This window comes from Thermaurantiacus tibetensis (assembly GCF_015354055.1).
Taxonomy (GTDB): domain Bacteria; phylum Pseudomonadota; class Alphaproteobacteria; order Sphingomonadales; family Sphingomonadaceae; genus Thermaurantiacus; species Thermaurantiacus tibetensis.
Window position 1 is genome coordinate 650961 of sequence record NZ_JACHTM010000002.1, and the last position, 26243, is coordinate 677203.

A 26243-nucleotide genomic window follows, 5' to 3' on the forward strand; every position below is an offset into this window, starting at 1 on the left:
AAGGCCCATGGAAGCCTTCTCCGCGGTGCCGAACCGCCTCATGTCGGACCGGCTGGTGAATCGCGAGCTCTCCTGGCTCGCGTTCAACGCCCGGGTGCTTGAGGAGGCCACCAACCCTGCCCACCCGCTTCTCGAGCGGCTGCGCTTCCTCTCGATTTCGGGCAACAACCTCGATGAGTTCTACATGGTGCGCGTGGCCGGCCTGCGCGGCCAGGTGGATGCAGGCATCGACCTGCCTTCCGCGGAAGGGGCGACACCCGCGCAGCAGCTTGCCGCCATCGCCGAGGCCGCCGACCGCCTCATGCAGCAGCAGCAGGCGGTCTACCAGGAAATCGTCCGGCTGCTCGCCGCCGCCGACTATCGGATCCTGAAGCCCTCGGATCTCTCCGCCGAGGAGACGCGCTTCCTCGAAGGCCACTTCCTCGCCCGCATCTTCCCGGTGCTCACCCCCCAGGCAATCGACCCGGCCCACCCCTTCCCCTTCATCCCGAACAAGGGGTTCAGCCTCATCTTCGAGATGCGGCGCGACGCCGATGGCGAGACGCTGGTCGCGCTCCTCATGCTGCCGCCGATGCTGCCGCGCTTCGTCCGCCTGCCGGGCGCGGCCGTGCGCACCATCGCACTCGAGGACGTCATCCGCCACTTCCTGCCCCTGCTCTTCCCGGGCTTCACCCTGCTCGGCAGCGGCGCCTTCCGCATCATCCGCGACAGCGACATCGAGATCGAGGAGGAGGCGGAAGACTTGGTCCGCTTCTTCCAGACCGCCATCAAGCAGCGCCGGCGGGGCCAGGTCATCCGCCTCAAGATCACCGCGGAGACGCCCGACAATTTGAAGCAGCTGGTGCGCTCGGCCATGCGCGTGACGGATGCCGACGTGACCGAGGTGGACGGCATCCTCGGCATTGCCGACCTCGCCCAGCTCGTCGAGGAAGACCGCCCCGACCTCAAGTTCGAGCCCTACACCCCCCGCTTCCCCGAGCGGATCCGCGACTTCGGCGGGGACTGCTTCGCGGCCATCCGCGCGAAGGACATCGTCGTCCACCACCCTTACGAGAGCTTCGACGTCGTGCTCGCCTTCCTCCGCCAGGCGGCGGAAGACCCTGACGTCGTTGCCATCAAGCAGACGCTCTACCGGGTGGGGAAGAACTCGCCGATCGTCCGCGCGCTCATCGACGCGGCCGAGGCCGGCAAGTCGGTCACCGCGCTCGTCGAACTCAAGGCCCGCTTCGACGAGGAGCAGAACCTGACCTGGGCCGCCGAGCTCGAGCGCGCCGGCGTGCAGGTGGTCTACGGCTTCATCGAGCTCAAGACCCATGCCAAGGCCTCGATGGTGGTGCGCCGCGAGGGGCAGGAGCTTGCCACCTACCTCCACCTCGGCACCGGCAACTACCACCCGGTCACGGCGCGCATCTACACCGACCTTTCCTTCTTCACTGCCGACCCGGCGCTCGGCCGTGAGGTGGCGCAGGTCTTCAACTATGTCACCGGTTACATCGAGCCGCGCGGCCTCAGGCGGCTTGCCATGTCCCCGCTCACCCTCCGGCCCCGGCTGATGGAGCTGATCGACGCCGAGATCGCCCATGCGCGGGCCGGGCGCCCTGCCACCATCTGGGTCAAGCTCAACGCGCTTGTCGACCCCGTCATCATCGACAAGCTCTACGAGGCAAGCCAGGCTGGCGTGCGGATCGAGGCGGTGGTGCGTGGCATCTGCTGTCTGCGGCCCGGCATCCCCGGCCTCTCCGAGAACATCCGCGTGCGCTCGATCATCGGCCGCTTCCTCGAGCACAGCCGGGTGGTCGTCTTCGGCAACGGCCGGCCGCTCCCGTCGCGCAAGGCGAAGGTGTTCATCACCTCGGCCGACTGGATGCCGCGCAACTTCGACCGGCGGGTCGAGCTCCTCGTCCCCATCGAGAACCCGACGGTCCACGCCCAGATCCTCGACCAGGTGATGGTGGCCAACCTCAAGGACAACGAGCAGAGCTGGGAGATGCGCGCGGACGGCAGCTACGTCCGCCTGAAGCCCGAGGGCGAGGGCTTCAACCTCCACCGCTACTTCATGGCCAACCCCTCGCTTTCGGGCCGCGGCTCGGCGCTGCGCGAGGGGCGGGTGCCGAAGCTCGTTGTCGGCCCGCCCGCGGAGACGGACGCGGCCGCGGCCTGAGCCTTGCAGCGACGCAGCCCGGCGACGGTTGCACCCGTCACGCGGTGCCGCCACGATGGCGGCATGGGCGAGGCACCTTCGGCACGAGCGGCGGACTCGGCAGGCGATCTTCCGCCCCACGCATGCCCGGCCGACGCGGTCCTCGCCCGGCTCGGCGCGACGCCCGCTGGCCTCGATCCGGCCGAGGCCGAGGCCCGGCTCGCCCGGCACGGGCCGAACCGCCTGCCCGAGCGGCGGCGCGACGGCCCGCTCCGCCGCCTGCTCCGCCAGTTCGACAACCCGCTCATCTGGTTCCTGATCGCGGCGGCTGCCATCTCGGCCGGGCTCGACCACGGCGCGGACTCGCTCGTCATCGCCGCGGTCGTCCTCGTCAACGCCGCCATCGGCTTCCTGCAGGAGGGTCGCGCCGAGCAGGCGCTCGCCGCCATCCGCGCGATGATCGACCCCATGGCCTCGGTTGTGCGCGGGGGCGCGCGCACCACGGTGCCGGCCGCCACCCTCGTGCCGGGGGACATCGTGCTCCTCGAGCCCGGGGACCGGGTGCCGGCCGACCTTCGCCTCCTCGAGGCGAGCGGCCTGCGCCTTGACGAGGCAGTGCTGACCGGCGAGTCGGTTCCCGTCACCAAGACCGGCGCTGCCGTGCCGGCCGACGCCCCGCTCGGGGACCGGGCCGGCATGGCGTTTGCCGGAACCCTCGTGACGGCCGGCCAGGGCCGGGGCGTTGTCGTCGCAACGGGGTCCGCAACCGAGCTCGGCCGCATCTCGGGCATGCTTGCCGACGTCGGCCGCACCACGACGCCGCTCATGGAGCAGATGGGCCGCTTCGCCCGCAAGCTCACCTTCGTCATCCTCGGCCTCTCGGTACTTGCCTTCGCTTTTGCCGTCGTGGTCCGCGGCCTGCCGTTCGCCGAGGCCTTCATGCTGGTGGTGGGGATCGCGGTGGCAGCCATTCCCGAAGGCCTGCCCGCGGTGCTCACCGTCACGCTCGCCATCGGCGTCCGGCGCATGGCCGCGCGACACGCCCTCATCCGCCGCCTGCCTGCGGTCGAGACGCTGGGCTCGGTCACCGTGATCTGCTCCGACAAGACCGGCACGCTCACGCGCAACGAGATGGCGGTGACCGTGCTGGCGCTGCCCTCGTCGACGCGCGCGGTCTCGGGCGTGGGCTATGCGCCGGACGGCGAGATCGACGGCGGAGTCGACCCCGAGGTCGCCGACCTCGCCCGCGTCGGCCTTCTCTGCAACGATGCCCGCGTGACCGAGCGCGACGGCCAGTGGGTGGTCGACGGCGACCCGATGGAGGGCGCTCTGGTCACCCTTGCGATGAAGGCGGACCTTGCGGGAGAGCGCGCGGCAGCGCGGCGGGAGGCGGTCCTCCCCTTCGCGCCCGAGACCCGGCTCATGGCCACGCTTGACGTCCGCGCCGACGGCCGCCGGCTTGCCGCCATCAAGGGCGCGCCCGAGGCCGTGCTGCCGCTCTGCGGGCTGGACGCTGACGCCGAGGCGCAGTGGCAGGCGAGAGCCGCCGCGCTCGCTGCGGAGGGCCTGCGCGTGCTGGCCTTCGCCGAGGCCGAGGCGGCCGACGTCGCCTCGCCCGCGTCGCTTGCCGGCGCACGCCTCCTCGGCCTCGCCGGCTTGATCGACCCGCCCCGGCCCGAGGCCATCGAGGCCGTTGCCGCCTGCCGTCGGGCAGGCATCCGCGTCGTGATGATCACCGGCGACCATGCCGGCACCGCGCAGGCGATCGCCCGCGCGCTCGCGCTCGCCGACGAACCCGGCGTTCTGACCGGAGCCGAGCTCGACCGGCTCGACGACGCCGCGCTTGCCGCCCGCCTCGACGGCACCGCCGTCTTCGCCCGCACCGCGCCCGAGCACAAGCTGCGGCTCGTCGAGGCCTTCCAGCGCCAGGGCCATGTCGTTGCCATGACGGGCGACGGCGTGAACGACGCGCCGGCGCTGAAGCGCGCCGACATCGGGATCGCGATGGGCCGGAAGGGCACCGAGGCCGCCAAGGAAGCCGCCGACATGGTCCTCGCTGACGACAACTTCGCCTCGATCGCCGCAGCGGTGCGCGAGGGCAGGACCGTCTGGGACAATCTCATGAAGGTGATCGGCTGGACGCTTCCCACAAACGGCGGCGAGGCCATGACCATCCTCGCCGCCCTTGCGCTCGGCCTCGTCCTTCCCCTGACCCCGCTCCAGGTCCTCTGGATCAACATGGTGACGGCCACCACGCTCGGCCTCGCGCTCGCCTTCGAGCCCGGCGAGGAGGGCGCCATGCTGCGCCCCCCGCGCGACCGTGCGCAGCCCATCCTCTCCGGGCGCCTTCTGTGGCGGGTCGCCTTCGTCTCGCTCCTCGTCACTGCAGGCGCCTTCGGCATGTTCGCCTGGGCGAAGGCCTCCGGGTGGGACCTCGCCCACGCCCGCACGCTCGTCGTCAACGTCATCGTCGCGATGGAGGTCTTCTACCTGTTCGCGGTGCGCTACGCCCATGCGGCCGGGCTCAGCCTTCGCGGCCTTGCCGGCACGCCCGCAGTCCTGATTGCGGTCGTGCTGGTGTCTGCCGCCCAGCTCCTCTTCACCTATTGGCCGCCGATGCAGCGCGTCTTCTCGACAACGCCGCTCACCGCGCTCGAGCTCCTGATGGTGGTGGCGGTCGGCGTGCTCCTGCTCCTCCTCGTCGAGGCCGAGAAGGCGATCGCCCGGCGGCTCGCCGCCCGGGCTCAGGTGCCGCAGAAGGTGGCCAGCACCCGCTCGTGAGGGAGCGGGGGGCTGCGGAACGGCGCGTCCTCGGGCCGCGGGGCATAGGGCCGGGTGACGGCGGCAAGCAGCCGCTCGAACGGGCCCATGTCGCCCTCGCCCGCTGCCGCGAGCGCCTGCTCGACCCGGTGGTTCCTAGGGATGATGGCGGGGTTGGCAGCCAGCATCCGCGCCCGCGCGTCGGGAAGCGCCGTGCCCTCGCGGGCGAGCCGCGCCGCCCAAGCTGCCTCGAACCCGGCAAAAGCCGCCTGGTCGGCCGCGTCGACCGGCCATGCCGCCCCTTCCGCGAGCGCGCGAAAGCCGCCCGTCATGTCGCAGCCGGTGTCGCGCATCACGGACAGCAGCATCTCGACGAGCGCCCGGTCCCCCTCCTCGGCCGTGGCAAGCCCCAGCTTCGCCCGGAACTGGGCGAGCCACTCGGCCTCGAACAGCGCGGGGAATCGCTGCACTGCCGCGTTCGCCATGTCGATCGCCGCCGTCTCGTCAGGGTCGATGAGCGGCAGCAGCGCCTCGGCGAGGCGCACCAGGTTCCAGTGGGCGATGACCGGCTGGTTCGCGTAGGCGTAACGGCCCTGCCGGTCGATCGAACTGAACACCGTCATGGGCTCGAAGGCATCCATGAAGGCGCAGGGGCCATAGTCGATCGTCTCGCCCGAGAGCGTCATGTTGTCGGTGTTCATGACGCCGTGGATGAACCCCACCCCCATCCAGCGGGCGACCAGCGCGGCCTGCTTGCGGCTGGTCGCCTCGAGGAGCGCCAGCGCCGGCCGCTCGGCCTCCGCCGCCTCGGGGGCATGGCGGGCGATCGTGTGGGCAAGGAGGGCAGCGAGCGCCTCGCGGTCGCGCTTGGCGGCCGCGAACTGGAAGGTGCCGACCCGGATGTGGCTTGCCGCCACCCGCGTCAGCACCGCGCCGGGAAGCACCTCCTCGCGCACCACCGGCTCGCCGGTTGCCACCACGGCGAGGCTGCGCGTCGTCGAAACCCCGAGCGCGTGCATCGCCTCGGAGACGAGATACTCCCTGAGCATCGGCCCCAGCGCCGCGCGGCCGTCGCCCATGCGGCTGAAGGGGGTGCGGCCGGCGCCCTTGAGCTGGATGTCTACGCGCCTGCCGTCGGGTGCGACATGCTCGCCGAGCAGCACCGCCCGCCCGTCGCCCAGCATGGTGAAGTGGCCGAACTGGTGCCCGGCATAGGCCTGGGCGAGCGGGGTCGCGCCCTCGGGCAGCCGGTTGCCCGCAAGCAGCGCCGCCCAGTCCTCCGCCGCGCCCAGCCCCAGCTCCGCGGCGAGCCCTTGGTTGAAGATGACGAGGCGCGGCGCCCTGACCGGGGTCGGCGCCACGCGGGCGAACAGCGCCTCGGGAAGACGGGCGTAGCTGGTGTCGAAGCGGAACGGCGCCACGGGCCATCCATGGGGGCGCAGGGGGCCTTTTGCAAACATCCCCGAGCTTTCCTTTGCCTGGTGCTGCCCCTATATGCTTTGAAGATGCGTGCCGAAGCCGAAGCCCATGCGCGGACAGTCGAGCAGGCCGTCGGCCTGCTGAGGAGGTTTCTTTGACTGGGACCGCGCCCAGCGCCGGCTCGAGGAGCTGAACGCCCGCGCCGAGGACCCGGCGCTCTGGAATGATCCGCGGGCGGCGCAGGCGGTCATGCGCGAGCGCCGCAAGCTCGAGGAAGCCCTTACCGCCACCCGGACGCTCGAGGACGAGCTCCGGAACACGGTCGAGCTGATCGAGCTCGCCGAGGCCGAGGGCGATTCCGAGCTCGAGGCCGAGGGCGTGGAGGCGCTTGCGCGGCTTGCCGCGCGCGCCGAGCAGGAGAAGGTGGAGGCCCTGCTTTCCGGCGAGGCCGACGCCAACAATGCCTTCATCGAGATCAACGCCGGCGCCGGCGGCACCGAGAGCCAGGACTGGGCGGAGATGCTGTTCCGCATGTACCAGCGCTGGGCCGAGCGCCGCGGCTTCCGGACCGAGCTCATCGACTCCCACCCCGGCGAGCAGGCAGGCATCAAGTCGGCCACCCTTCTCGTCAAGGGCGAGGGCGCCTACGGCTGGGCCAAGACCGAGAGCGGAGTCCACCGCCTGGTGCGGATCAGCCCGTTCGATGCGAACGCCCGGCGCCACACCAGCTTCGCAAGCGTGTGGGTCTACCCGGAGATCGACGACTCGATCGAAATCGAGATCAACGAGAAGGACTTGAGGATCGATACCTACCGCTCCTCGGGCGCGGGCGGCCAGCACGTCAACACGACCGACTCGGCCGTGCGGATCACCCATCTTCCCACCGGCATCGTGGTTGCCTCCCAGTCCGAGCGCTCCCAGCACAAGAACCGGGCCACCGCCTTCAAGATGCTCCGCGCCCGCCTCTACGAGGCCGAGCTCCAGCGGCGAGAGGCCGAGGCCAACGCCCAGAACGCCGCCAAGACCGACATCGGCTGGGGCCACCAGATCCGCTCCTACGTGCTCCAGCCCTACCAGCTGGTGAAGGACCTGCGCACGGGCGTTACCTCCACCTCGCCGCACGAGGTGCTCGACGGCGCGCTCGACCCGTTCATCGCCGCGGCGCTCGCCCAGCGAGTGACGGGCGAGAGGGTCGAGGTCGAGGATGTCGACTGACGGCAGCACCGCGGCCCGCGCCGACGCGGAGGGCCCGGAGCTGCCGCCGGACGATCGCGCCTGCGCGCTTGCCGCCTACGCCCGCCGGGTCGAGGCGGTGCTCTTCGCTGCCGCCGAGCCGCTCGCGCCGGCCGACATCCGCGCCTATGCCGGGGAAGGCGACCTCGGCGCCGCGCTCGCCCGCCTCGAGGCCGACTATGCCTCGCGCGGAGTCAACCTCGTCTGCCGGGGCGGCCGCTGGCATTTCCAGACCGCGCCCGACTGCGCTGCGGTGCTGACGGCGGTGCGCGAGGCTCCGCGCAAGCTGAGCCGTGCCGCCCTCGAGACGCTTGCCATCATCGCCTACCACGAGCCGGCCACCCGCGCCGAGATCGAGGACATTCGTGGAGTCCAGATCTCGCGCGGAACACTCGACTCGCTTCTCGAGGCCGACCTCATCCGCCCGGCCGGCCGGCGCGAGACTCCGGGCCGGCCGCTCCAGTATGCGACCACCCCGGCCTTCCTCGCCCACTTCGGACTTGCCTCGCGGCGCGATCTCCCGGGCCTTGCGGAGCTCAGAGCCGCCGGTCTCCTCGACCCGCTGCCGCCCGAGGCTGCCGGCGGCGATACCCCCGGGCTGGCAGAATCGTCTCGCGAGACCTAGATGGGCCGCGGGCGCGGCGCGCCCTTCAGGAGGACGTGATGGGCAGCTTCAGCATCTGGCACTGGATCGTCGTGGGGGTCCTCGTGCTGCTCCTGTTCGGGCGCGGCCGGATCTCGGAGATGATGGGCGACGTCGCCAAGGGCATCAAGGCGTTCCGCAAGGGCCTTGCCGACGACGAGACTCCGGCAGCGCCTGCGAAGGCGGCCGAGCCGCCGGTCACGCCCCGGATCGGCGCCGACTCCACCGTGACCCCGGCGACGCCCGCAAGCGACCCCAGCCGCCAGCCCTGAGATGTTCGACCTCGGCTGGTCCGAGCTGCTGCTCGTCGCCGCCGTCGCCCTCATCGTGATCGGCCCGAAGGACCTGCCGGTCGCCATGCGGGCGGTCGGCCGCTGGGTGGGAAAGGCGCGCGCCATGTCGCGCCACGTCCGCGCCGGCTTCGACGAGATGGTCCGCCAGGCCGAGCTCGAGGAAATGGAGAAGGAGTGGAAGCGGCACAACGAGGCCATCATGGCCGCCGCCCCGCTGCCCGACATGGCCGCGCCGCTCCCCCCCGGCGCGGCGCCGACCGCCGAACCTAACCACGCCGGCGAGCCGCCGGTGGTCGACTTCGGCCTGCCGCCCGCCGACATACCGACCGCTGGCTCGCCCAGCCCCGCAGATGCCGCCCCGAAGCCTGATGCACCTGCCCCGCCGCCGGAGCCGGCGCGATGAAGATTTCCGACATCGACGAGACGAAGCAGCCGCTCATCGAGCATCTGATCGAGCTGCGCACCCGCCTCCTCTGGTCGCTCGCGGCCCTCGTCGCTGCCTTCCTGGTCTGCTTCGCCTTCTCCCGGCCCCTCTTCGCCATCCTCGTCCAGCCGCTGGTTGCCGCGGGCCAGGACCGGGTCATCTTCACCCAGGTGTTCGAGGCCTTCTTCGTCCAGGTCCGCGTCGCCCTCTTTGGCGCCCTCATGCTCGCCTTCCCGGTCATCGCCACGCAGGCCTGGCGCTTCGTGGCGCCCGGCCTCTACCGGCAGGAGAAGGCCGCGCTCCTGCCCTTCCTCGTCGCCACCCCCTTCCTTTTCTCCCTGGGCGCCGCCTTCGCCTATTTCGTCGCCATCCCCGTCGCGCTCCGCTTCCTGCTCGGCTTCCAGGGCGAGCTCGGCGGCGTCACGCAGGAGGCGCTGCCCTCGGTCGGCCAGTATCTCTCCTTCGTCATGCAGTTCCTGTTCGCCTTCGGCGCCGCCTTCCTGCTCCCCATCCTCCTCATGCTGCTCACCCGCGCGGGAATCCTCACGCTCGACCAGCTCGTGAAGGGCCGCCGCTACGCCATCGTCATCGCCTTCGTCATCGCCGCCATCTTCACCCCGCCCGACGTCGTCTCGCAGCTCCTCCTCGCCGTGCCGCTCTGCATCCTCTACGAGGTCGCGATCGTCGCCATCCGCCTGACCGAGCGCCGGCGCGCCCGGCTTGCGCCTGAGGAGACAGTCGCCGAATGACCAGCCTGTCCGATGGTGCCCTGCCGGTCGGCGGGGCGACGGTTGCCCGCGCCGAGATCCCCGTCACCAACCCGGCAACCGGCGAGGTGCTCGCCCATGTGCCGCGCCTCACCCGCGCCGAAGTGGCGGGCGCCATCGCCGCCGCGGCCGAGGCCATGCCGGCCTGGGCTGCCAAGACCGCGAAGGAGCGCAGCGCAGTGCTGCGCCGCTGGTTCGAGGCCGTCATGGCCGAGCAGGAGGCGCTCGCCCGCCTGATGACCGCCGAGCAGGGCAAGCCGCTCGCCGAGGCGCGCACCGAGATCGCCTATGCGGCCTCCTTCATCGAGTGGTTCGCCGAGGAAGGAAAGCGCGCCTATGGCGACATCATCCCCTCCCCCACGCCCGGCCGCCGGATCTTCGTGCTGAAGCAGCCGGTCGGCGTGACGGCCGCGATCACGCCGTGGAACTTCCCGGCCGCGATGATCACCCGCAAGGCCGCGCCCGCGCTCGCCGCCGGCTGCCCCATGATCGTCAAGCCGGCCACCTCCACGCCCCTGACCGCCATTGCGCTCGCCCGCCTCGCCCACGAAGCCGGGCTCGACCCACGGCTGCTTTCGGTGGTCACCGGCCCGGCCGCCGAGATTGCCGAAGAGTTCACCGCCAACGCGACGGTCCGCAAGCTCTCCTTCACCGGCTCGACCGAGACGGGCAAGCGCCTCATGGCCATGGCCGCCCGCCATGTGCAGAAGCTCTCCCTCGAGCTTGGCGGCAATGCTCCCTTCATCGTCTTCGACGATGCCGACCTCGATGCCGCCGTCGAAGGCGCGATCGCGTCGAAGTTCCGCAACGCCGGCCAGACCTGCGTCTGCGCCAACCGAATCTACGCCCAGGCGGACATTCATGACGCCTTCGTCGAAAAGCTCGCCGCGCGGGTCGAAGCCCTCCGGGTCGGCCCCGGTGACGCCGAGGGCACCGAGATCGGGCCGCTCATCGACATGGCCGCAGTCGAGAAGGTCGAGGAGCATCTGGCCGACGCCCTTGCCCACGGTGCGCGGCTCGCCGCGGGCGGCAGCCGCCACCCGCTCGGTGGCACCTTCTTCCAGCCCACGCTCGTCACCGGCGTGACGGGCGCCATGAAGGTCGCAACCGAGGAGACCTTCGGCCCGCTCGCCCCCGTGTTCCGGTTCGAGACGGTGGACGAGGTGATCGAAGCCGCGAATGCGACCGAATATGGCCTTGCCGCCTATTTCTACGCGCGCGACCTCGGCCGGGTGTGGAAGGTGGCCGAGGCGCTCGAGTACGGGATCGTCGGGGTGAACACCGGCATCATCTCGAACGAGGTCGCCCCGTTCGGCGGGGTGAAGGAGTCCGGCCTCGGCCGCGAGGGCTCCCGCTACGGCCTCGACGAGTATCTCGAACTCAAGTACGTGAACATCGCCGTCTAGTCCGCGCGGGCCGGCCGGATCAGGGCGCCGGCCACTCCCCCAGGGCACAGAAGGCGCGGTGCGCGGCCAGCCGCTTCCGGTTCCCGGCCGAAAGCCGGCCGAGCTTCGGCGCGCCCTCGATCCGCAAGGCCGTGCGCGCGGCCCGGCCCAGCGCGGGAAAGGCGATCGGCGCCCCATCGTCGGCGAAGCTCACCAGGCCCCGGTCGAACGCCGCGTCCCAGAGCGCCGAGAGCAGCAGGCCATTGTCCGGCTCCAGCCGCTCGCTCTCCTCGGTGCAGGCATGCCAGGCGATGATGTGCGAGGCACGAAGCAACCCGCCCTCGGCAATTCCGGTGAGCGGGCACTGGCCGTCCCAGCGCGCCAGCAGCTCGCGCCGGAATCGGCCCTGCCCCAGCCGCGCCATGACCCTGAGCTCCACCTGGGTCGCGATCGCCTTGTCCACCTCGGGTTCCGCGGCCGTGCTCTTCGCCAGCCGGTAGCGTCCGCGGCCGTCGAAGAGGAGAAGCCCGGCATCACGCAGCTCCTGAAGCGCGCGGCTCAGAGTCTGCGCCGGCGTGCGCCCCGTCGAGCCGGCGTCGGAAACGATGCGGCCAAGCTCCGCCCCGACCAGCTGCCCGCGGGTGAAGGCGCCGCGGCTCCGCACCGCCTGCCGCTGCACCGCCGCCCAGACCGCCGCCTTCCAGCGCGACGCCACGCCGCGCGGTCCTAGCCCTCGCCCCCCATGCAGGCCGCCTTCACGAAGCGGATGGTCTGCTCGAGGATGTGGGCGCGCTCCTCGGGCGTCACGCCGTGGCGGAAGGCCAGGTGGAGCGCATCCCCCACGGCCGCGAAGGTGAGCGAAGCGGCAATCGCCGGGTCCACCCCGGTGATGCCATGGTGCCGGTTCCACGCCTCGACGTGCCGCTCCACCCACGCCTGCGTCACCTCGCGGGCGGCGAGGAAGAAGGGCTCTGCCTCGGGGTCAGGCGCCGCCTTCTGGTAGCCCCCCTTGCACTCCTCCTCGCCCTGGATCGCCTCCCAGGTGGTGTTGAGCTCGCAGAACCGGAAGCAGCGGCTGATCGCGTCGCGCGGGTCGAGCGTCTCGAGCGCATCGTCGCCCTGCATGGCCGCCACCAGCTTCTCGCCGTGCAGCCGCCCGAGCTCTGCGAGCAGCGCCCGCTTCGAGCCGAAGTGGTAGAAAATCGACCCTTCCGACACATTGGCGGCTCGGGCGATGTCGGCCGTGCCGGTGCCCTGGTAGCCCTGAAGCGAGAAGAGCTGGTAGGCCGCCTCCAGCACCCGCGCGCGCGTCTCCTCCGGCGCGTAGCGGCGCGGCGCCGGCGCAGCCTTGACCCGCGCAGCCGCCCGCCGCTGCGGCTCGCCAGCCGAATCAATCGCGCGTGTCGCCAATGCCAGTCCTTTCCTTGCTTCCGCCGCCCTATGACTCAGATTTGAGTGCCAGTCAAAAAACCGTCCGGGAACGGACCTTGGGACCGCACTCTCGCCGCGGCTAGCATACGGCATGGCCCGGCCCCCCGCCCTTGCCCGACTCGCCCTCGTGCCGCTCGCGCTTCCCCCCCTCTACCTCCTCGCCGCCTTGCTCGGCGCTCTCGTGCCTCAAAACCGGCCACTTGCCGACCCGGGCCCTCGCCCCGTCACCATCCACCTCGACTCCAGTGTTGTCCACACCGAACTCGTCCTTCCCGTGGCAGCGGCCGGCCACGACTGGCGCCGCCGCTTCCCCACCTTTGCCGATGGCCGCACGGCCGAGCACTTCGTGAGCGTCTCCTGGGGCGAGCGGGACTTCTTCCTCGCCACGCCCACCTGGGCTGACGTCGACCTCCGGCTCGCGCTCCGCGCGCTCGTCGCCGGCCATGCCACGCTTCTCCACGTGTATCGCCTCGAGGCGCCCTCGGGCCGGCCGATCCGGCTTTCCGAGGAGGCCTACCTCCGTCTTGCCGCCCACATCGAGGCGGCAATCGCGCCCGGCCCGCCCCTTCCGGGCTATGGAAAGGATGACCTGTTCCTCCCCGCCCATGGCCGCTACAGCCCGTGGCGGACCTGCAACCAGTGGACCCGGGACGCGCTCGCCGCGGCCGGAGTGCGCGTCGGGCGCTGGACCCCCCTGCCGCAGGGCCTCCTGTGGCGGTTCCCGAACGCGAATGGAAAGGAGAGGGAATGAGCGGCACGCGGCATGTCTGGAAGCTGGCCCGGCGCCCGGTGGGCGACATCGCCGAAGGCGACCTCGTCTATGTCGAGGAGCCGGTGCCGCCACTCGCCGATGGCCAGGTCCATGTCCGGGTCCACTATCTCTCGCTCGACCCGACGAACCGGATCTGGATGTCAGACATGGAGCAGTACATGCCGCCCGTCGGCCTCGGCGAGCCGATGCGCGGCGGGATCGTCGGTCGGGTTGTGGCCAGCCGCCACCCCGGCTTTCCGGAAGGCCAGCTCGTCGCCGGGTTGGGCCAGTGGACCGACCTTCTCGTCTCCGACGGCACCGGCCTGCAGCCCATGCCGGAGATCCCTGGCATCTCCGTGCCCCAGGCCTTCGGCACCTTCGGCGTGGTGGGCCCCACCGCCTACTTCGGCCTCCTCGAGATCGGCCAGCCGAAGCCGGGCGAGACGCTCGTGGTCTCGGCCGCAGCCGGAGGCGTCGGCCAGATCGTCGGCCAGATCGGCAAGCTCAAGGGCTGCCGCGTGATCGGGATCGCCGGCGGCCCGGAGAAGTGCCGCTTCGTGGTGGACGAGCTCGGCTTCGATGCCGCCATCGACTACAAGGCCGAGGATGTAGGCGCCGCGCTCGATCGGCTCGCCCCCGAGGGCGTCGACATCAACTTCGAGCAGGTGGGCGGCCCGATCATGTCGGCCGTGCTTCAGCGCATGCGCCTCTTCGGACGGATGCCGCTGTGCGGCATGATCTCGCGCTACAACGCGACCGATGCAGCCGAGGAGCCGGGCCGCTGGACCCTCATCCTCATGCGGCGCCTGCGGATCCAGGGCTTCATCGTGACAGATTTTGCCGCCCGCTTCCCCCACTGCGTTCAGGAGCTCGCCGGCTGGATGCTCGAGGGGAAGCTCAAGACCCGGCAGGACATCCGCCCCGGCCTCGACCGCGCCGACGAATGGGTGAAGCTGCTCTACTCGGGCGGGAACTTCGGCAAGCTCCTGGTTGCGGTCTCGCCGGAGTAGCCGCCCCCGAGGCGGCTCAGGCCTGTGGCGGGGGCGGGGGCGGCGAAGCTGCCGCGGAGCCCGCCCGCCGGGCCATGGCGCGAGCGACGATGTAGCTGCCGAGCGCGGCTGCCACCATGCCGGCCGGCCCGAGACGCTTCGCGAGGAAGGGAATGGCGGTGGGCAGCGCCGCCCCCACAAGGGCGCCGATCGGCCCGGCACCCGCGCCGCCGACGGTGCGGGCGAGCTGGCGTCCGGCTAGCGCGGTCACGATCTGGCCGAGCATCGGCGCATCTCCTCCTGAGCTGCCCTGATGTGGCGCGGCGGCCGCCGGCGTCAAGCGCCCGTCAGAGCACGGGATCGAGAGCCAGCTCGACGAGCAGGCGGTCGAGAACGCGCCGACCGGCGGCGGTCGCGGCAAGCCGCGGCCCGGGCGCAAGGAGCCCCAGCGCCTCGAGACGGGCACGCGCGTCCGCATCGATCGCCCGCCCGAGCGGCACGCCGGTGGCCTGCTCGAACCGGTCGGGATCGATGCCTTCGACAAGCCGCAGGCCCATCAGCAGGGCTTCGCGGGCGGCCTCCGCGGGCGGAACCGAGGTCTCCGCTTCGATGCCATGGCCCGTCCGGGCGACGGCCGCGCGCCACGCCTCGGGCCGGCGCTGTCGCACCGTGGCCCGGCCGGCCCGGCGGCCGTGCGCGCCGGGGCCCACGCCCGCGTAGGCGCCGTAGCGCCAGTACTGGAGGTTGTGCCGGCACTCGTCACCCGGCCGGGCATGGTTCGAGACCTCGTAAAGCGGAAGGCCAGCCGCCGCGCACAGCGCCTCCGTCAGCTCGAGCATCTCGGCCGCGTCCTCCTCGGCGGGAAGGTCGATGAGACCCTTCGCGTGAAGGGTCGCAAAGCGCGTGCCCGGCTCGATCGTGAGCTGGTAGGCCGACAGATGGCCGGTCCCGAAGGAAAGCGCTCGTGCAAGCTCGGCCTCCCAGTCCGCGGGCGTCTGGCCAGGCCGCGAATGGATGAGATCGATCGAGACCCGCGGGAACTGGCGCTGGGCCACGTCGAGCGCGGCGAGCCCCTCGGCGAGATCGTGCGGCCGCCCGAGCTGCCGGAGCGCGGCATCGTCGAGCGCCTGGAGCCCGAGCGACACCCGGTTCACGCCCGCTGCGGCAAGCGCGGCGAAATTCGCCGCCTCGACCGAGGAGGGGTTGGCCTCGAGCGTCACTTCGAGGCCGGGCGCAAGCGGCCAGAGCCGGGCGGCGGCCTCGAGCAGCCGGCCGACGAGGGCCGGCGGCATCAGCGAGGGCGTGCCGCCGCCGAAGAAGACGGAGACGAGCCGGTGGCCCGGCGTTGCGGCCGCCTCGTGGGCCAGCTCGGCGCGATAGGCGGCTTCCCAGTCGGCCGGGTCGACTCCGGGGCGGACATGGCTGTTGAAGTCGCAATAGGGGCACTTGGTGACGCAGAAGGGCCAGTGGATGTAGAGCGCAAGCGGCCGGAGCGAGCGCCCGGCGCTCGTCTCCGGACTCGCTGGAGCCCCGGCCGGCGTGGCTGCTTCAGCGGCTTTGCCGTCGAACGCGGGCCCGACCGACGACTCGCGCGCAAGCGGCCGGAGCGAAGGCGCAGCCTTCGTCTCCGGACTCGCTGGAGCTCCGGCCGGCGTGGCTGCTTCAGCGGCTTTGCCGTCGAACGCGGGCCCGACCGACGGCGCCTCGGCCCCGCTCATCTGCCCCAGGCCGAAAGCAGCTTCGCGAACGCGTCCGCCCGGTGGCTGATCCGGTGCTTCAGGCCCGGGTCCATCTCGCCGAAGGTTGCGTCCTGGCCGTCGGGCACGAACATGGGGTCGTAGCCGAAGCCGCGCTCCCCACGCGGAGGCCACACGAGCCGGCCTCGCACCTCTCCTTCGAATACCGCCTCGCGCCCGTCCGGCCAGGCGAGCGCCAGCGCACAGACGAAGCGCGCATCGCGCGGCGCGTCGGGCCCCAGCGCCGCGAGCCGCTCCTCCACCTTGCGCATCGCCATGTCCCAGTCGCGGCCCTCCCCTGTCTCGGCCCAGTCGGCCGTGCGCACGCCGGGCTCGCCGCCGAGCGCGTCGACGCAGAGGCCCGAGTCGTCGGCGAGTGCCGGCAGGCCGGCCGCGCGCGCGGCCGCCCGAGCCTTGACCAGCGCGTTGCCGGCAAAGCTCGTCTCCGTCTCCTCCGGCGCGGGAAGGCCGAGCGCGCCGGCCCCCACGCAGGCAATGCCGAGCGGGGCCACGAGCGCCTCGATCTCGCCGAGCTTGCCGGGGTTGTGGGTGGCCACCACCAGCCGTTCCGGGCGTGGCAGGCTCACCGCCCCACTGCCTTCCGCTGGTGGGCGAAGATCTCCGCGCAGCCGATGCGGGCAAGGCGGAGGAGACGGAGGAGCGTCTCCTCGTCGAACGGGTCCTTTTCGGCGGTCGCCTGCACTTCGACCACGCGGTCATCCGAGGTCAGCACAAAGTTGCCGTCGGTCATGGCGGCAGAGTCCTCGGCATAGTCGAGGTCGAGCACCGGTGTGCCCTCGAACACCCCGCAGGAGACGGCCGCCACCGCCCGTGGCAGCGGATCTTGCGCGAAGGGGGTCTGGCCGTGGATCCGGTCGAGCGCGAGGCGAAGCGCCACCCAGGCGCCCGAGATGGCAGCCGTGCGCGTGCCGCCGTCGGCCTGGAGCACGTCGCAGTCGAGCGTCACCTGCCGCTCGCCGAGCGCCGCAAGGTCGGTCACCGCACGCAGCGACCGGCCGATGAGGCGCTGGATCTCCTGCGTCCGGCCCGACTGCTTCCCCCGCGCGGCCTCGCGCTCGCCGCGCGTGTGGGTCGCGCGCGGGAGCATCCCGTATTCGGCCGTCACCCAGCCCTCGCCGCGGCCGCGCAGCCACGGCGGAACCCGCTCCTCGACCGAGGCCGTCACCAGCACGTGGGTCATGCCGAACTTGACAAGGGCCGAGCCCTCGGCGTGGGGGTTGACATGGGGGATGATCTCGACGGGGCGCATCATGTCGGGCGCACGGCCGGAAGGGCGCATGGGCGGCTCTCTTGCAGGTTGCAGGCGCTGGCGCCCTAGCGTGCCGGGTGCAGTGCGTCCAACCGGGGCGCGGTTGAGACGGCGCAGGGGATGACCTACATCCGCGTCTGCCATGAAGGCTGCACCGTCTCGCGCCGCGGACCCGAAGGCGGGCACGCTCGGCGACCTCTCCGAGCGGGCGCGCGCCATCTTCCGCGACATCGTCGAAGCCTATCTCGCAACCGGCGAGCCCGTGGGCTCGCGCACGCTCGCGCGCCACGGCGGCCTCAACCTCTCCGCCGCCTCCATCCGCAACGTCATGCAGGACCTCGAGGAGCTGGGCCTGCTGGCCGCCCCCCACACCTCTGCCGGGCGGATGCCGACCGAACGGGGCCTGCGCCTGTTCGTCGATGCCATGATGCAGGTCTCGGAGCCTTCGCCCGAGGAGACGGCGGCGATCGAGGCCGAGGCCCGCGCCAGCGGCGCAAGCCTCGAGGATGTGCTGGCCCGCACCACGAGCGCGCTCTCCGGCCTTGCCCAGTGCGCCGCCGTGGTCGTGGCGCCGAAGGCCGATGCCGTCATCCGCCAGCTGAACCTCGTACCCCTGGCTCCGGGCCGCATCCTCTCGGTCCTGGTCGGCGCGGACGGCACGGTCGAGAACCGCATCCTCGAGCTTGCCGAGCCACTGCCCGCGGCCGCCATCCAGCAGGCCGAGGCCTACATGAACGCGCGGCTTTCGGGCATGACGCTCGCGGATGCCGCCGCCCGGCTGAAGGCCGAGATCGCAAGCGGCCGTGCCGAGCTCGACCGGCTGACGGCGGGTCTCGTCGAGGAGGGCCTGGCCGCCTGGAGCCGGGACGCGAGCGGGCCGGTGCTCATCGTCCGCGGCCAGGCGCATCTCCTCGATTCGGCCGACGTCGACCGCGCCCGCCTTCTCCTCGAGGAGCTGGAGACGAAGGCGCAGCTCGCCCGCCTGCTTGACGAGGCGCGCGCGGCCGACGCGCTCAAGATCTTCATCGGCGCCGAGACGAAGCTGTTCGCCCTCTCGGGCTCTTCGGTGGTGGCCGCGCCCTACCGCAGCGCCGACGGGCGGGTGGTGGGCGTTGTCGGCGTGATCGGGCCCACCCGGTTGAACTATGCCCGGGTCGTGCCCATGGTCGATTTCACTGCCAGCCGGCTTTCCAGACTGATGGGACAGGCATGACCGAAGAGACGACCGACGTTGCCGAAGAGCACCCGCTCGAGGAGCAGCTCCGGCTCGCCCGCGAGGAGATCGTGGCCCTGACTGCCGCGCGCGACTTCGAGCGCGACCAGGCGCTGCGCGCCATCGCCGAGGCGCAGAACACCCGCACCCGGCTCGAGCGCGAGAAGGCCGACGCGGTGGCCTACGCAGCCGCCGCCTTCGCCCGCGACATGCTGGTGGTGGCCGACAACCTCGAGCGCGCGCTCGCTGCCATGCCGAAGGAGCCTGACGAGACCCTGAAGCCGCTTCTGGCCGGCCTCGAGGCGACGCAGCGCGAGATGCTGCAGGTGTTCGAGCGCCACGGCATCCGCCGGGTGGAGGCCGTGGGCCGCCCGCTCGACCCCAACCAGCACCAGGCCATGGTCGAGGTGGAAAGCGAGGCGGAACCCGGCACGGTGGTCGCCGAGCTCCAGGCGGGATGGCTGCTCAAGGACCGGCTGCTCCGCCCGGCGCTCGTCAGCGTCGCCAAGGCTGCCGACCCGGCCAAGGGCTGATGCTCGCCATCCTCGGCCACGCGCGAGCCGACCCCGAGTCGCTCCCGGCGCTTCGCCCAGCGCTTGCCGCCATGATGGCGGCCTCGCGCGCGGAGCCCGGGTGCCTGCACTACGCGCTTGCCATCGAGGACGAGGGCAGCGCCGGCCAGCCCGCCGTCATCGCCATCTCGGAATGCTGGGCCGATGCGGCCGCGCTCGAGGCGCACTTCAGGGCCCCGCACATGGCGGAGTTCACCCGCAGCGCGGGGGGCCTGCTCCGCGACCTCGAGGTCAGGCTCTATCGCATCGCGGAAGAACTGCCCTTCCCCTCGATTCCTGCCTGAGCCCGGCCGGAGAGCGCCGAGGCGAAGGGCAGGAGCGCCTGGTAGGCGGCGAGCGGCGGCCGGCCCGGCAGCCGCCAGCCTGCGGCGAGGAGATAGGCCTCGCGCACGATTTCGGCCTGCTGTTCGATGCCGTAGGCGTGGAACGGCGGGCCCGGCGCCAGCGGCAGGTAGCGATAGCGGGCGAAGGGCAGCCGCCGCCATGGCAGGCGGATGCCCTGCTGGTGCTGCCACACGTGGACGAGCTCGTGGACGAAATGGCCGCGCGCGGCGAGCGGCTCGGCGGCGAAATCCTCCGACCAGTCGGTGCCGTTCGGGTGGAACCAGACGTGGCCGTCGGGCGCCATTGCCACCCAGGCAGGCTGCCACATCCACCACTTGGCGCGGTGGAGCCGCACCGGGTCAGGAGCGAGCGCGTCGCCGAACACGTCGGCGGCGAGCCCCCGCTCGCCGGGAGTCAGCGCCCGGCTGCCGCCGGGCTCAGTGACCGGCGTGAGCTCCGGGCGCGCGGGCCTCGGCACTCACCGTCACTTCCGCACCGCTCGCGAACCGGAGCGTCACCGGCACGCGGTCTCCCGGCTTGAGGTTGGGCGCGAGGTCGAACAGCATCAGATGCGCGCCGCCCGGCGCGAAGCTCAGGCGCCCCGAGGCGGGCACCTCGAACCGCGGCTCGGCGCGCATGCGCATCACGCCGTCGACGTTCGTCATGGAGTGGAGCTCGATCCGGCCCGCGCGAGGCGACGATGCCCCCACGAGTGCCTCGCCGGGAGGGGCCGCCAGCTCGAGGTAGCCGGCAGCCGGGCGACCGGGCGCTGCCGGCAGCCGGATCCACGCCCCCGTCACGCGCGGCGCCGAAGCCTCGGCCCGCGCCGGGATCTCGAGCCCCGAGCCGCCGGCAATCGCGGCCACGAGCAGCATCGTCGAAACGGCGCAGGCCGCAAGGCCGAACCCGCGCACGACAGTCTTTCGCATCGGCATCTCCTGACGTCGCCGCTCTAGGCTGCAACCCTCGCCTGTCGCAACCGCCAGAATGTCGCGAACGGGCCGCGTTGCCTGCAAGGCCTGCGGCCCATTGATGCGGTCTCGCCCCCACCTATATCCCCGTCTGGCCGGCATGCCCGCCCGAAAGGCGGGGGCCTTGAGACTGGATAACGACAACGGGCGGTCCCCTCTGGGTACGGTCCGGGAAAGGAAGGCAGAGGACATGGCGAAGGTCATCGGGATCGATCTTGGCACCACCAACAGCTGCGTCGCGGTGATGGAAGGCGCGACGCCCAAGGTCATTGAGAATGCGGAAGGCGCGCGCACCACGCCCTCGCAGGTGGCCTTCACCAAGGATGGCGAGCGGCTCGTCGGCCAGCCGGCCAAGCGCCAGGCGGTAACCAACCCCGAAAACACCATCTTCGCAGTCAAGCGCCTCATCGGCCGTCGCTTCGACGACCCGATGACGAAGAAGGACATGGGCCTCGTCCCCTACCGGATCGTGCCCGGGCCCAACGGCGACGCCTGGGTGCACGCCGGTGGCAAGGACTGGAGCCCCTCGCAGATCTCCGCCTTCATCCTCCAGAAGATGAAGGAGACTGCCGAGCGCTACCTCGGCGAGACGGTGACGCAGGCCGTCATCACGGTTCCGGCCTACTTCAACGACGCCCAGCGCCAGGCCACCAAGGACGCCGGCCAGATCGCCGGGCTCGAGGTGCTGCGCATCATCAACGAGCCGACCGCCGCTGCGCTCGCCTACGGGCTCGACAAGCGGACGGATGCCAAGACGATCGCCGTCTACGACCTTGGCGGCGGCACCTTCGACATCTCGATCCTCGAGCTTGGAGACGGCGTGTTCGAGGTGAAGTCGACCGCGGGCGACACCTTCCTCGGCGGCGAGGACTTCGACGCCAAGCTCGTCGACCATCTCGCCGAGGGGTTCCGCAAGGAGCAGGGCATCGACCTCAGGAACGATCGGCTCGCGCTCCAGCGCCTGAAGGAGGCCGCCGAGAAGGCCAAGATCGAGCTCTCCTCCTCGGCCTCGACCGAAGTGAACCTCCCCTTCATCACGGCCGACCAGACGGGGCCGAAGCACCTCGTCAAGACCATCACGCGGGCCGAGCTCGAGCGGTTGGTGGCCGACCTCATCGAGAGGACGCGCAAGCCCTGCCTCGACGCCATGAAAGAGGCCGGGGTGACGGCCGGCCAGATCAACGAGGTGATCCTCGTTGGCGGCATGACCCGGATGCCCGCAGTCCGCGCGTTCGTGAAGGAGCTGTTCGGCCGCGAGCCCAACACGTCGGTCAACCCGGATGAAGTGGTGGCCATGGGCGCGGCGATCCAGGCCGGGGTGCTCCAGGGCGATGTGAAGGACGTCCTCCTCCTTGACGTGACCCCGCTCTCGCTCGGCATCGAGACGCTCGGCGGCGTCTTCACCCGGATGATCGACCGCAACACGACCATCCCCACCAAGAAGTCCCAGACCTTCTCGACCGCCGAGGACAACCAGTCGGCCGTCACCATCAAGGTCTACCAGGGCGAGCGGGAGATGGCGGCCGACAACAAGCTCCTCGGCGCCTTCGACCTGGTCGGCATCCCGCCTGCGCCTCGCGGAGTGCCGCAGATCGAGGTCACGTTCGACATCGACGCCAACGGCATCGTCTCGGTCTCGGCCAAGGACAAGGGTACGGGCAAGGAGCAGCAGATCCGGATCCAGCCCTCGGGCGGCCTCTCGAAGGAAGACATCGACCGGATGGTGAAGGAGGCCGAGCAGTTCGCGGCCGAAGACCGTGCGCGCCGCGAGAAGGCCGAGGCGCGCAACCAGCTCGACAGCCTGCTCCACACCACCGAACGGCAGCTCGCCGAGCACGGCGCGAAGGTGCCAGCCGACGTCAAGGCCGCGGTCGAGGCCGCGATCGCCGATTCGAAGGCCGTTCTCGACAGCGGCGACACCGCAACGCTCAAGGCCAAGACGGAGGCGCTTGGCGCTGCCGCCATGAAGATGGGCCAGGCCATCTACCAGGCCGAGCAGGCGCAGGCCGCGGGCACGGGCGGGGCGGCGTCGGGCTCCGCGTCGGAGGACGTGGTCGACGCCGACTTCACCGAGGTGGACGACAGCAAGAAGTGAGGGCGTGACCGGGGCCCGGTCGTACTGAGGGTTCGGCGCCGTGCAGGGTCAGATGGACTACTACGAGCTGCTCGAGGTGCCGCGCGGCGCCGACGAGGCCACGCTCAAGGCTGCCTACCGCCGGGCGGCGATGAAGTGGCATCCCGACCGCAACCCGGGCGACCGCGAGGCCGAGGCGCGGTTCAAGGCCGTGAACGAGGCGTGGGAGGTGCTGAAGGACCCCCAGAAGCGCGCTGCCTACGACCGCTTCGGTCACGCCGCCTTCAGGAACGGCGGCGAGGGCCCCTTCGGCGGAGCGGGGCCGTTCGGCAGCGCCGGTTTCGGCGGCATCGACGACATCTTCGAGACCGTCTTCGGAGACTTCTTCGGCCGGGGCCGCAGCGCTCGGCAGCCGCGCCGGGGCAATGACGTCCGCTACGATCTGGAGGTCAGCTTCGAGGAGGCCTTCCACGGCACCGAGGCCGAGATCGCCTTCGAGACGGCGGTGACCTGCGACGCCTGCGGCGGCTCGGGCGGGAAGCCGGGTGCCCGCGTGGTGGCCTGCCAGACCTGCGGCGGGCGTGGCCAGGTCCGCATGCAGAACGGCCTCTTCGTGGTGGAGCGCACCTGCCCTGCCTGCCATGGCGAGGGCGCCCAGCTCTCCGACCCCTGCGCCACCTGCGGAGGCGAGGGCAGGGTCGTCCGCCGAAAGACTCTCAAGGTCAAGGTTCCGCCCGGGGTCGACGAGGGCACCCGCATCCGCCTTGCCCAGGAGGGCGAGGCCGGCCCTCGGGGCAGCCCGCCGGGGGACCTCTATATCTTCGTTCACATGAAGCCCCACCCCGTCTGGAAGCGGGACGGGACCACCCTCTTCGCCCAGGTGCCGTTGAGCTTCGTGACGGCGGCGCTCGGCGGCACGCTGACCATCCCCGGCCTCGACGGCCAGCCGGTCGAACTCCGGATCCCGGCCGGCACCCAGACCGGCCGCCAGTTCCGGGTGCGCGGCCGCGGCTTCCCGAGCCTCAACGGCAGCGGTCCAGGCGACCTGGTGCTCCAGGTCGAGCTCGAGACGCCCACCAGGCTCACCCCCCGGCAGCGGGAACTGCTCGAGGAGTTCCGCTGCATCGAGGAAGGTGAGGCGAACTGCCCCAAGGCAAAGGGCTTCTGGGAACGCGTCAAGGACGCGTTCGACGGGCTGGCCGACTGAGCCCGCCCCCGTCCGTGACGGCTCCCCGCCCGGAACCGCGCTGGCAGGTCATGGTCGAGCGCGCGCTCTTCGCGGCGCGCTGGCTTGTCGTGCCCTTCTACGCGGCGCTGCTCCTCGCGCTTCTCATGCTGTTCGTCGTCTTCGCCCGCACGCTTCTCGCCTACCTGCCGAAGCTCCTTGCCCTCGACGTCGACACCGTCATCCTGGCGACGCTCGCCCTTATCGACATCGCGCTCGTCGCGAACCTTGTCGTCATCGTGGTGCTGGCCTCCTACGAGATGATGGTCTCGCGGATCGACACCGATGCCGAGCGGCCGGGCTGGATGGGCGCGCTGGGCTTCGGCGACGTGAAGCTGAAGCTCTTCAGCTCGATCGTCGCCATCTCCGGCATCCAGCTGCTCAAGCTCTTCATGGGGCTCGACGGGCCCAACCCGCCGGCCGAGACCACGCTGTTCTGGCTGGTCGTGGTCCACGTCACCTTCGTGGTCTCCACCCTGCTCTCAGCGCTCTCGGAGTGGATCTCCTCCCAGGCCAAGGGGCGGAAGTGACCCCACAGGAACATGTTCCACGTGGAACATTGCCTGCCGCGCGGGCGCGCCCTCAGAGGAAGCGGGCGACCACCTCGCGGTAGGAGCGGGAAACCTTGACCGTGGCACCCGAGGCGAGCGTCAGGAAGCACTCGCCGTTGGTGTGCGGCTTCACCTGCCGGACATTGTCGAGGTTGACGATGGTCGAGCGGTGGACGCGCTGGAACTTCCGGGGATCAAGCCGGCGCTCGAGATCCTTCATTGTCTCGCGCAGCACCAGCGTTCGGTCAGCCGTCGTCAGGCACATGTAGTCGCCGGCGGCGTCGATGCGCTCGATCGAGTCGACCTCCACCCGGAAGATCTGGCCCTGGTCGCGGACGTTGATGACCCGCTCGTAGCGATCGGACGGCGGGTCGGCGGGAAGCTCGAGCGAGGCGACTGCCTCCGGGTCCACCTCGGCAAGGCGCGCGGCGAGGCGCTCGGCTTCCTCGCGGAGGCGCTTCTCGGCAAGCCGGGCGCGGACGCGGTCAAGCGACTGGGCAAGCCGATCCTCCTCGACCGGCTTCAGGAGATAGTCGACCGCCTCCGCCTCGAATGCGCGGATGGCGTGGTCGGAATAGGCGGTCACGAAGATGACGAGCGGGGGTGCGACGTCGGCGAGTGCGGAGACGACCGCGAAGCCGTCGAAGCTCGGCATCTGGATGTCGAGGAAGACGAGGTCGGGGCGCTCGGTGCGGATGGTGCGGATGGCCTCGCGGCCGTTCATGGCCTCGCCGACGATTTCGATGTCGGGGTGGGCGGCAAGCCGGTGGCGGAGACCCCGGATGGCGAGCGCCTCGTCATCGACGAGAAGGGTGCGGATGGGCATCAGGCGACCTCTTTCGGTTCATGGCCCGCAGCAAGAAGCGGGGCCGGCGCCGCCGGGCGACGCGTGGCAAGCCCGAGCGCCGCCTCGGCGCGGTGGGCCGGCCCGGACGGCTCCTCGCGGGCCGTCTGGAAGGGAAGATCGATGGTGACGCGAAGCCCGGGCCCGCCGCCCTCCCCGCGGGCCTGGCGGGCCTGGACGGCCTCGGGTGCCAGCGCCGGGGACAGCTCGAAGCGGTGGTCGGCGCCATAGGCCTGGAGGAGCCGCTCGCGAATGTTGTCGAGGCCGAGACCGGTTCCCTCGCTCGAGGGGCCGGGGCCGCCGGGGCCGATGCCGGGGCCGGTGTCGGCGACCTCGACGAGAAGCCGGCCGCGCTCGGCATGCGCCGAGACCAGGATGTCGGCCCCCTCCTCCTGCGGCGTCACCGCGTATTTCACCGCGTTCTCGACAAGGGGCTGGAGGAGGAGCGAGGGCAGCCGCGCGGGGGCCGCCTCGGGCGCGATGTCGAAGGCGACGCGCAGCCGCTCGCCGAAGCGGATCTTCTCGATGTCGAGGTAGAGCTTCAGCGCTTCCACTTCCTGGGCGACGGTCGCGAGGCCCTCGCGGTCGCCGACAAGCGTGTAGCGCAGGAAGGAGGAGAGACGGGAGAGCATGGCGTTCGCCTTCTCGGTGTCGCCGAGGAGCACGAGGGTCGAGATGGAGTTCAGGGTGTTGAAGAGGAAGTGGGGGTTCAGCTGGTAGCGCAGCATCTCAAGCTGGGCCCGGCTTGCCTGCCCCTCGAGGCGGGCAAAGCGCTCGGCCTGCTCGTCCAGCATGAGATAGTAGTTGATGCCGTAGTAGAGAGCGGTCCACGCGCCGAGGACGGCAAGCGTGAGCAGGATCGCGCCCATGAACTCGATGCCCTTCGGCCGCCAGTCGGGGCGGTAGAAGGTTGCGTGGGCCCAGACCTCGATCGTCGAGAAGAGCACGGCGCCGGTGCCGAGGATAAGGATGGTGAGGCTCCACACCCAGACCGGGCGCATGCGGATGATCCGCCGGTAGGCGGACGCCATGAGGAGGGTGATGGAGAAGCCGGTGACGGTGACGAGGATGGCGGGCAGGATGAAGGCCACGCCCATGGCGTTGGCGAGACCGCCCAGCGTGCGGAGCAGGAAGTAGCCGGTCCAGCCGCCGATCTGGAGAGTCCAGAAAGCCCGGTTGCGGTCGGCGAAGAAGCCGCGGCGGTCGAGCGGGAGCGTCGCCATGCACG

At 71.3% G+C, this 26243-nt stretch carries 27 protein-coding genes; 16 read left to right on the plus strand and 11 right to left on the minus strand.

Annotated features, from left to right (window positions below):
- The first annotated feature begins 7 nt into the window (after positions 1 to 7).
- Together H3H34_RS07700 and H3H34_RS07705 are read left to right on the plus strand one after the other, a co-directional pair.
- Complete coding sequence (locus H3H34_RS07700) at positions 8 to 2161, plus strand: RNA degradosome polyphosphate kinase (protein ID WP_194744671.1); 2154 nt, start codon at positions 8 to 10, stop codon at positions 2159 to 2161.
- Between the two features lie 63 nt (positions 2162 to 2224).
- Complete coding sequence (locus H3H34_RS07705; RefSeq protein ID WP_194744672.1) at positions 2225 to 4921, plus strand: cation-translocating P-type ATPase; 2697 nt, start codon at positions 2225 to 2227, stop codon at positions 4919 to 4921.
- On the opposite strand, the gene H3H34_RS07710 is transcribed toward H3H34_RS07705, so the two are convergent.
- Positions 4885 to 6321, minus strand: a complete 1437-nt coding sequence (locus tag H3H34_RS07710; protein ID WP_207790813.1) for a protein adenylyltransferase SelO — start codon at positions 6319 to 6321, stop codon at positions 4885 to 4887. The genes H3H34_RS07705 and H3H34_RS07710 overlap by 37 nt on opposite strands.
- 84 nt (positions 6322 to 6405) lie before the next feature.
- Here H3H34_RS07710 and prfB point away from each other — a divergent pair.
- The 6 genes from prfB (at position 6406) to H3H34_RS07740 (ending at position 11085) form a co-directional block, all read left to right on the plus strand.
- Positions 6406 to 7534 (plus strand): peptide chain release factor 2 gene (gene prfB, locus H3H34_RS07715; RefSeq protein ID WP_194744674.1). Its coding sequence is split into 2 segments (ribosomal slippage): positions 6406 to 6474 and positions 6476 to 7534, totalling 1128 coding nucleotides; the frame shifts between segments, so codons are not numbered across the junction.
- Positions 7524 to 8177 carry an SMC-Scp complex subunit ScpB gene (gene scpB / locus H3H34_RS07720; RefSeq protein WP_194744675.1) on the plus strand — a complete coding sequence of 218 codons (654 nt, stop codon included), beginning with the start codon at positions 7524 to 7526 and terminating at the stop codon, positions 8175 to 8177. Before prfB ends, scpB begins: the two co-directional genes overlap by 11 nt.
- A 38-nt stretch (positions 8178 to 8215) precedes the next feature.
- Complete coding sequence (locus tag H3H34_RS07725) at positions 8216 to 8467, plus strand: twin-arginine translocase TatA/TatE family subunit (RefSeq protein ID WP_194744676.1); 252 nt, start codon at positions 8216 to 8218, stop codon at positions 8465 to 8467.
- A 1-nt stretch (position 8468) separates the two neighbouring features.
- Entirely contained in the window at positions 8469 to 8891 is a 423-nt protein-coding gene (gene tatB, locus H3H34_RS07730) for a Sec-independent protein translocase protein TatB (RefSeq protein ID WP_194744677.1), read from the plus strand.
- The gene (gene tatC / locus H3H34_RS07735) at positions 8888 to 9661 is read left to right on the plus strand and encodes a twin-arginine translocase subunit TatC (protein WP_194744678.1); all 774 of its coding nucleotides are present in this window, start codon (positions 8888 to 8890) and stop codon (positions 9659 to 9661) included. The genes tatB and tatC overlap by 4 nt, the downstream gene beginning before the upstream one ends.
- Positions 9658 to 11085, plus strand: a complete 1428-nt coding sequence (locus tag H3H34_RS07740) for an NAD-dependent succinate-semialdehyde dehydrogenase (protein WP_194744679.1) — start codon at positions 9658 to 9660, stop codon at positions 11083 to 11085. The genes tatC and H3H34_RS07740 overlap by 4 nt, the downstream gene beginning before the upstream one ends.
- A gap of 19 nt (positions 11086 to 11104) precedes the next feature.
- Here H3H34_RS07740 and H3H34_RS14005 read toward each other — a convergent pair whose 3' ends face one another.
- Together H3H34_RS14005 and H3H34_RS07750 are read right to left on the minus strand one after the other, a co-directional pair.
- Positions 11105 to 11779 (minus strand): HNH endonuclease, encoded by a 675-nt coding sequence (locus H3H34_RS14005; protein ID WP_328831567.1) that lies wholly within the window; start codon positions 11777 to 11779, stop codon positions 11105 to 11107.
- An 11-nt stretch (positions 11780 to 11790) separates the two neighbouring features.
- Positions 11791 to 12474 (minus strand): TetR/AcrR family transcriptional regulator, encoded by a 684-nt coding sequence (locus H3H34_RS07750; protein WP_194744680.1) that lies wholly within the window; start codon positions 12472 to 12474, stop codon positions 11791 to 11793.
- 112 nt (positions 12475 to 12586) lie between these two features.
- Here H3H34_RS07750 and H3H34_RS07755 point away from each other — a divergent pair, with 112 nt between their 5' ends.
- Together H3H34_RS07755 and H3H34_RS07760 are read left to right on the plus strand one after the other, a co-directional pair.
- Positions 12587 to 13246, plus strand: coding sequence for a DUF2459 domain-containing protein (locus H3H34_RS07755; RefSeq protein ID WP_194744681.1), 660 nt, complete (start codon positions 12587 to 12589; stop codon positions 13244 to 13246).
- The gene (locus H3H34_RS07760) at positions 13243 to 14256 is read left to right on the plus strand and encodes an NADP-dependent oxidoreductase (protein WP_194744682.1); all 1014 of its coding nucleotides are present in this window, start codon (positions 13243 to 13245) and stop codon (positions 14254 to 14256) included. The genes H3H34_RS07755 and H3H34_RS07760 overlap by 4 nt, the downstream gene beginning before the upstream one ends.
- A gap of 16 nt (positions 14257 to 14272) precedes the next feature.
- On the opposite strand, the gene H3H34_RS07765 is transcribed toward H3H34_RS07760, so the two are convergent.
- From H3H34_RS07765 to rph, 4 genes are all read right to left on the minus strand, one after another.
- Positions 14273 to 14521, minus strand: a complete 249-nt coding sequence (locus H3H34_RS07765; RefSeq protein WP_194744683.1) for a hypothetical protein — start codon at positions 14519 to 14521, stop codon at positions 14273 to 14275.
- A 61-nt stretch (positions 14522 to 14582) separates the two neighbouring features.
- Positions 14583 to 15953 carry a radical SAM family heme chaperone HemW gene (hemW, locus tag H3H34_RS07770; protein ID WP_194744684.1) on the minus strand — a complete coding sequence of 457 codons (1371 nt, stop codon included), beginning with the start codon at positions 15951 to 15953 and terminating at the stop codon, positions 14583 to 14585.
- Positions 15950 to 16552 carry an RdgB/HAM1 family non-canonical purine NTP pyrophosphatase gene (gene rdgB / locus H3H34_RS07775; protein ID WP_194744898.1) on the minus strand — a complete coding sequence of 201 codons (603 nt, stop codon included), beginning with the start codon at positions 16550 to 16552 and terminating at the stop codon, positions 15950 to 15952. Before rdgB ends, hemW begins: the two co-directional genes overlap by 4 nt.
- 2 nt (positions 16553 to 16554) lie before the next feature.
- Complete coding sequence (rph, locus tag H3H34_RS07780; protein ID WP_194744685.1) at positions 16555 to 17271, minus strand: ribonuclease PH; 717 nt, start codon at positions 17269 to 17271, stop codon at positions 16555 to 16557.
- A gap of 112 nt (positions 17272 to 17383) precedes the next feature.
- Between rph and hrcA the strand changes: the two genes are divergently transcribed.
- Genes hrcA through H3H34_RS07795 form a run of 3 tightly spaced genes read left to right on the plus strand, consistent with a single transcriptional unit; the run spans position 17384 to position 19310 of the window.
- A complete protein-coding gene (hrcA, locus tag H3H34_RS07785; RefSeq protein ID WP_194744686.1) occupies positions 17384 to 18454 on the plus strand; it encodes a heat-inducible transcriptional repressor HrcA in 1071 nt (356 codons plus the stop codon).
- Positions 18451 to 18987, plus strand: a complete 537-nt coding sequence (locus H3H34_RS07790; RefSeq protein ID WP_194744687.1) for a nucleotide exchange factor GrpE — start codon at positions 18451 to 18453, stop codon at positions 18985 to 18987. Before hrcA ends, H3H34_RS07790 begins: the two co-directional genes overlap by 4 nt.
- On the plus strand, positions 18987 to 19310 hold the full coding sequence (locus H3H34_RS07795) for a putative quinol monooxygenase (protein WP_194744688.1): 324 nt from the start codon (positions 18987 to 18989) through the stop codon (positions 19308 to 19310). Before H3H34_RS07790 ends, H3H34_RS07795 begins: the two co-directional genes overlap by 1 nt.
- Here the strand turns inward: H3H34_RS07795 and H3H34_RS07800 are convergent.
- Together H3H34_RS07800 and H3H34_RS07805 are read right to left on the minus strand one after the other, a co-directional pair.
- Complete coding sequence (locus tag H3H34_RS07800; protein ID WP_194744689.1) at positions 19265 to 19828, minus strand: vgr related protein; 564 nt, start codon at positions 19826 to 19828, stop codon at positions 19265 to 19267. The two genes, H3H34_RS07795 and H3H34_RS07800, sit on opposite strands and share 46 nt — an antisense overlap.
- On the minus strand, positions 19788 to 20279 hold the full coding sequence (locus H3H34_RS07805; protein ID WP_194744690.1) for a copper chaperone PCu(A)C: 492 nt from the start codon (positions 20277 to 20279) through the stop codon (positions 19788 to 19790). Before H3H34_RS07805 ends, H3H34_RS07800 begins: the two co-directional genes overlap by 41 nt.
- Positions 20280 to 20511: 232 nt before the next feature.
- On the opposite strand from H3H34_RS07805, the gene dnaK reads away from it, so the two are divergent.
- The 3 genes from dnaK to H3H34_RS07820 are packed head-to-tail and all read left to right on the plus strand — an operon-like array spanning position 20512 to position 24150.
- Positions 20512 to 22416: a molecular chaperone DnaK gene (gene dnaK / locus H3H34_RS07810; protein WP_194744691.1), complete on the plus strand. Its 1905-nt coding sequence runs from the start codon at positions 20512 to 20514 to the stop codon at positions 22414 to 22416.
- Positions 22417 to 22468: 52 nt separating this feature from the next.
- Positions 22469 to 23602, plus strand: a complete 1134-nt coding sequence (dnaJ, locus tag H3H34_RS07815; protein ID WP_207790814.1) for a molecular chaperone DnaJ — start codon at positions 22469 to 22471, stop codon at positions 23600 to 23602.
- 14 nt (positions 23603 to 23616) lie between these two features.
- Positions 23617 to 24150 (plus strand): YqhA family protein, encoded by a 534-nt coding sequence (locus tag H3H34_RS07820; protein ID WP_207790815.1) that lies wholly within the window; start codon positions 23617 to 23619, stop codon positions 24148 to 24150.
- A 52-nt stretch (positions 24151 to 24202) separates the two neighbouring features.
- Here the strand turns inward: H3H34_RS07820 and H3H34_RS07825 are convergent, their stop codons facing one another.
- Both H3H34_RS07825 and H3H34_RS07830 read right to left on the minus strand, forming a co-directional pair.
- Positions 24203 to 24997, minus strand: a complete 795-nt coding sequence (locus H3H34_RS07825; protein ID WP_194744693.1) for a LytR/AlgR family response regulator transcription factor — start codon at positions 24995 to 24997, stop codon at positions 24203 to 24205.
- Entirely contained in the window at positions 24997 to 26238 is a 1242-nt protein-coding gene (locus H3H34_RS07830; RefSeq protein ID WP_194744694.1) for a sensor histidine kinase, read from the minus strand. The genes H3H34_RS07825 and H3H34_RS07830 overlap by 1 nt, the downstream gene beginning before the upstream one ends.
- Positions 26239 to 26243: the final 5 nt, after the last annotated feature.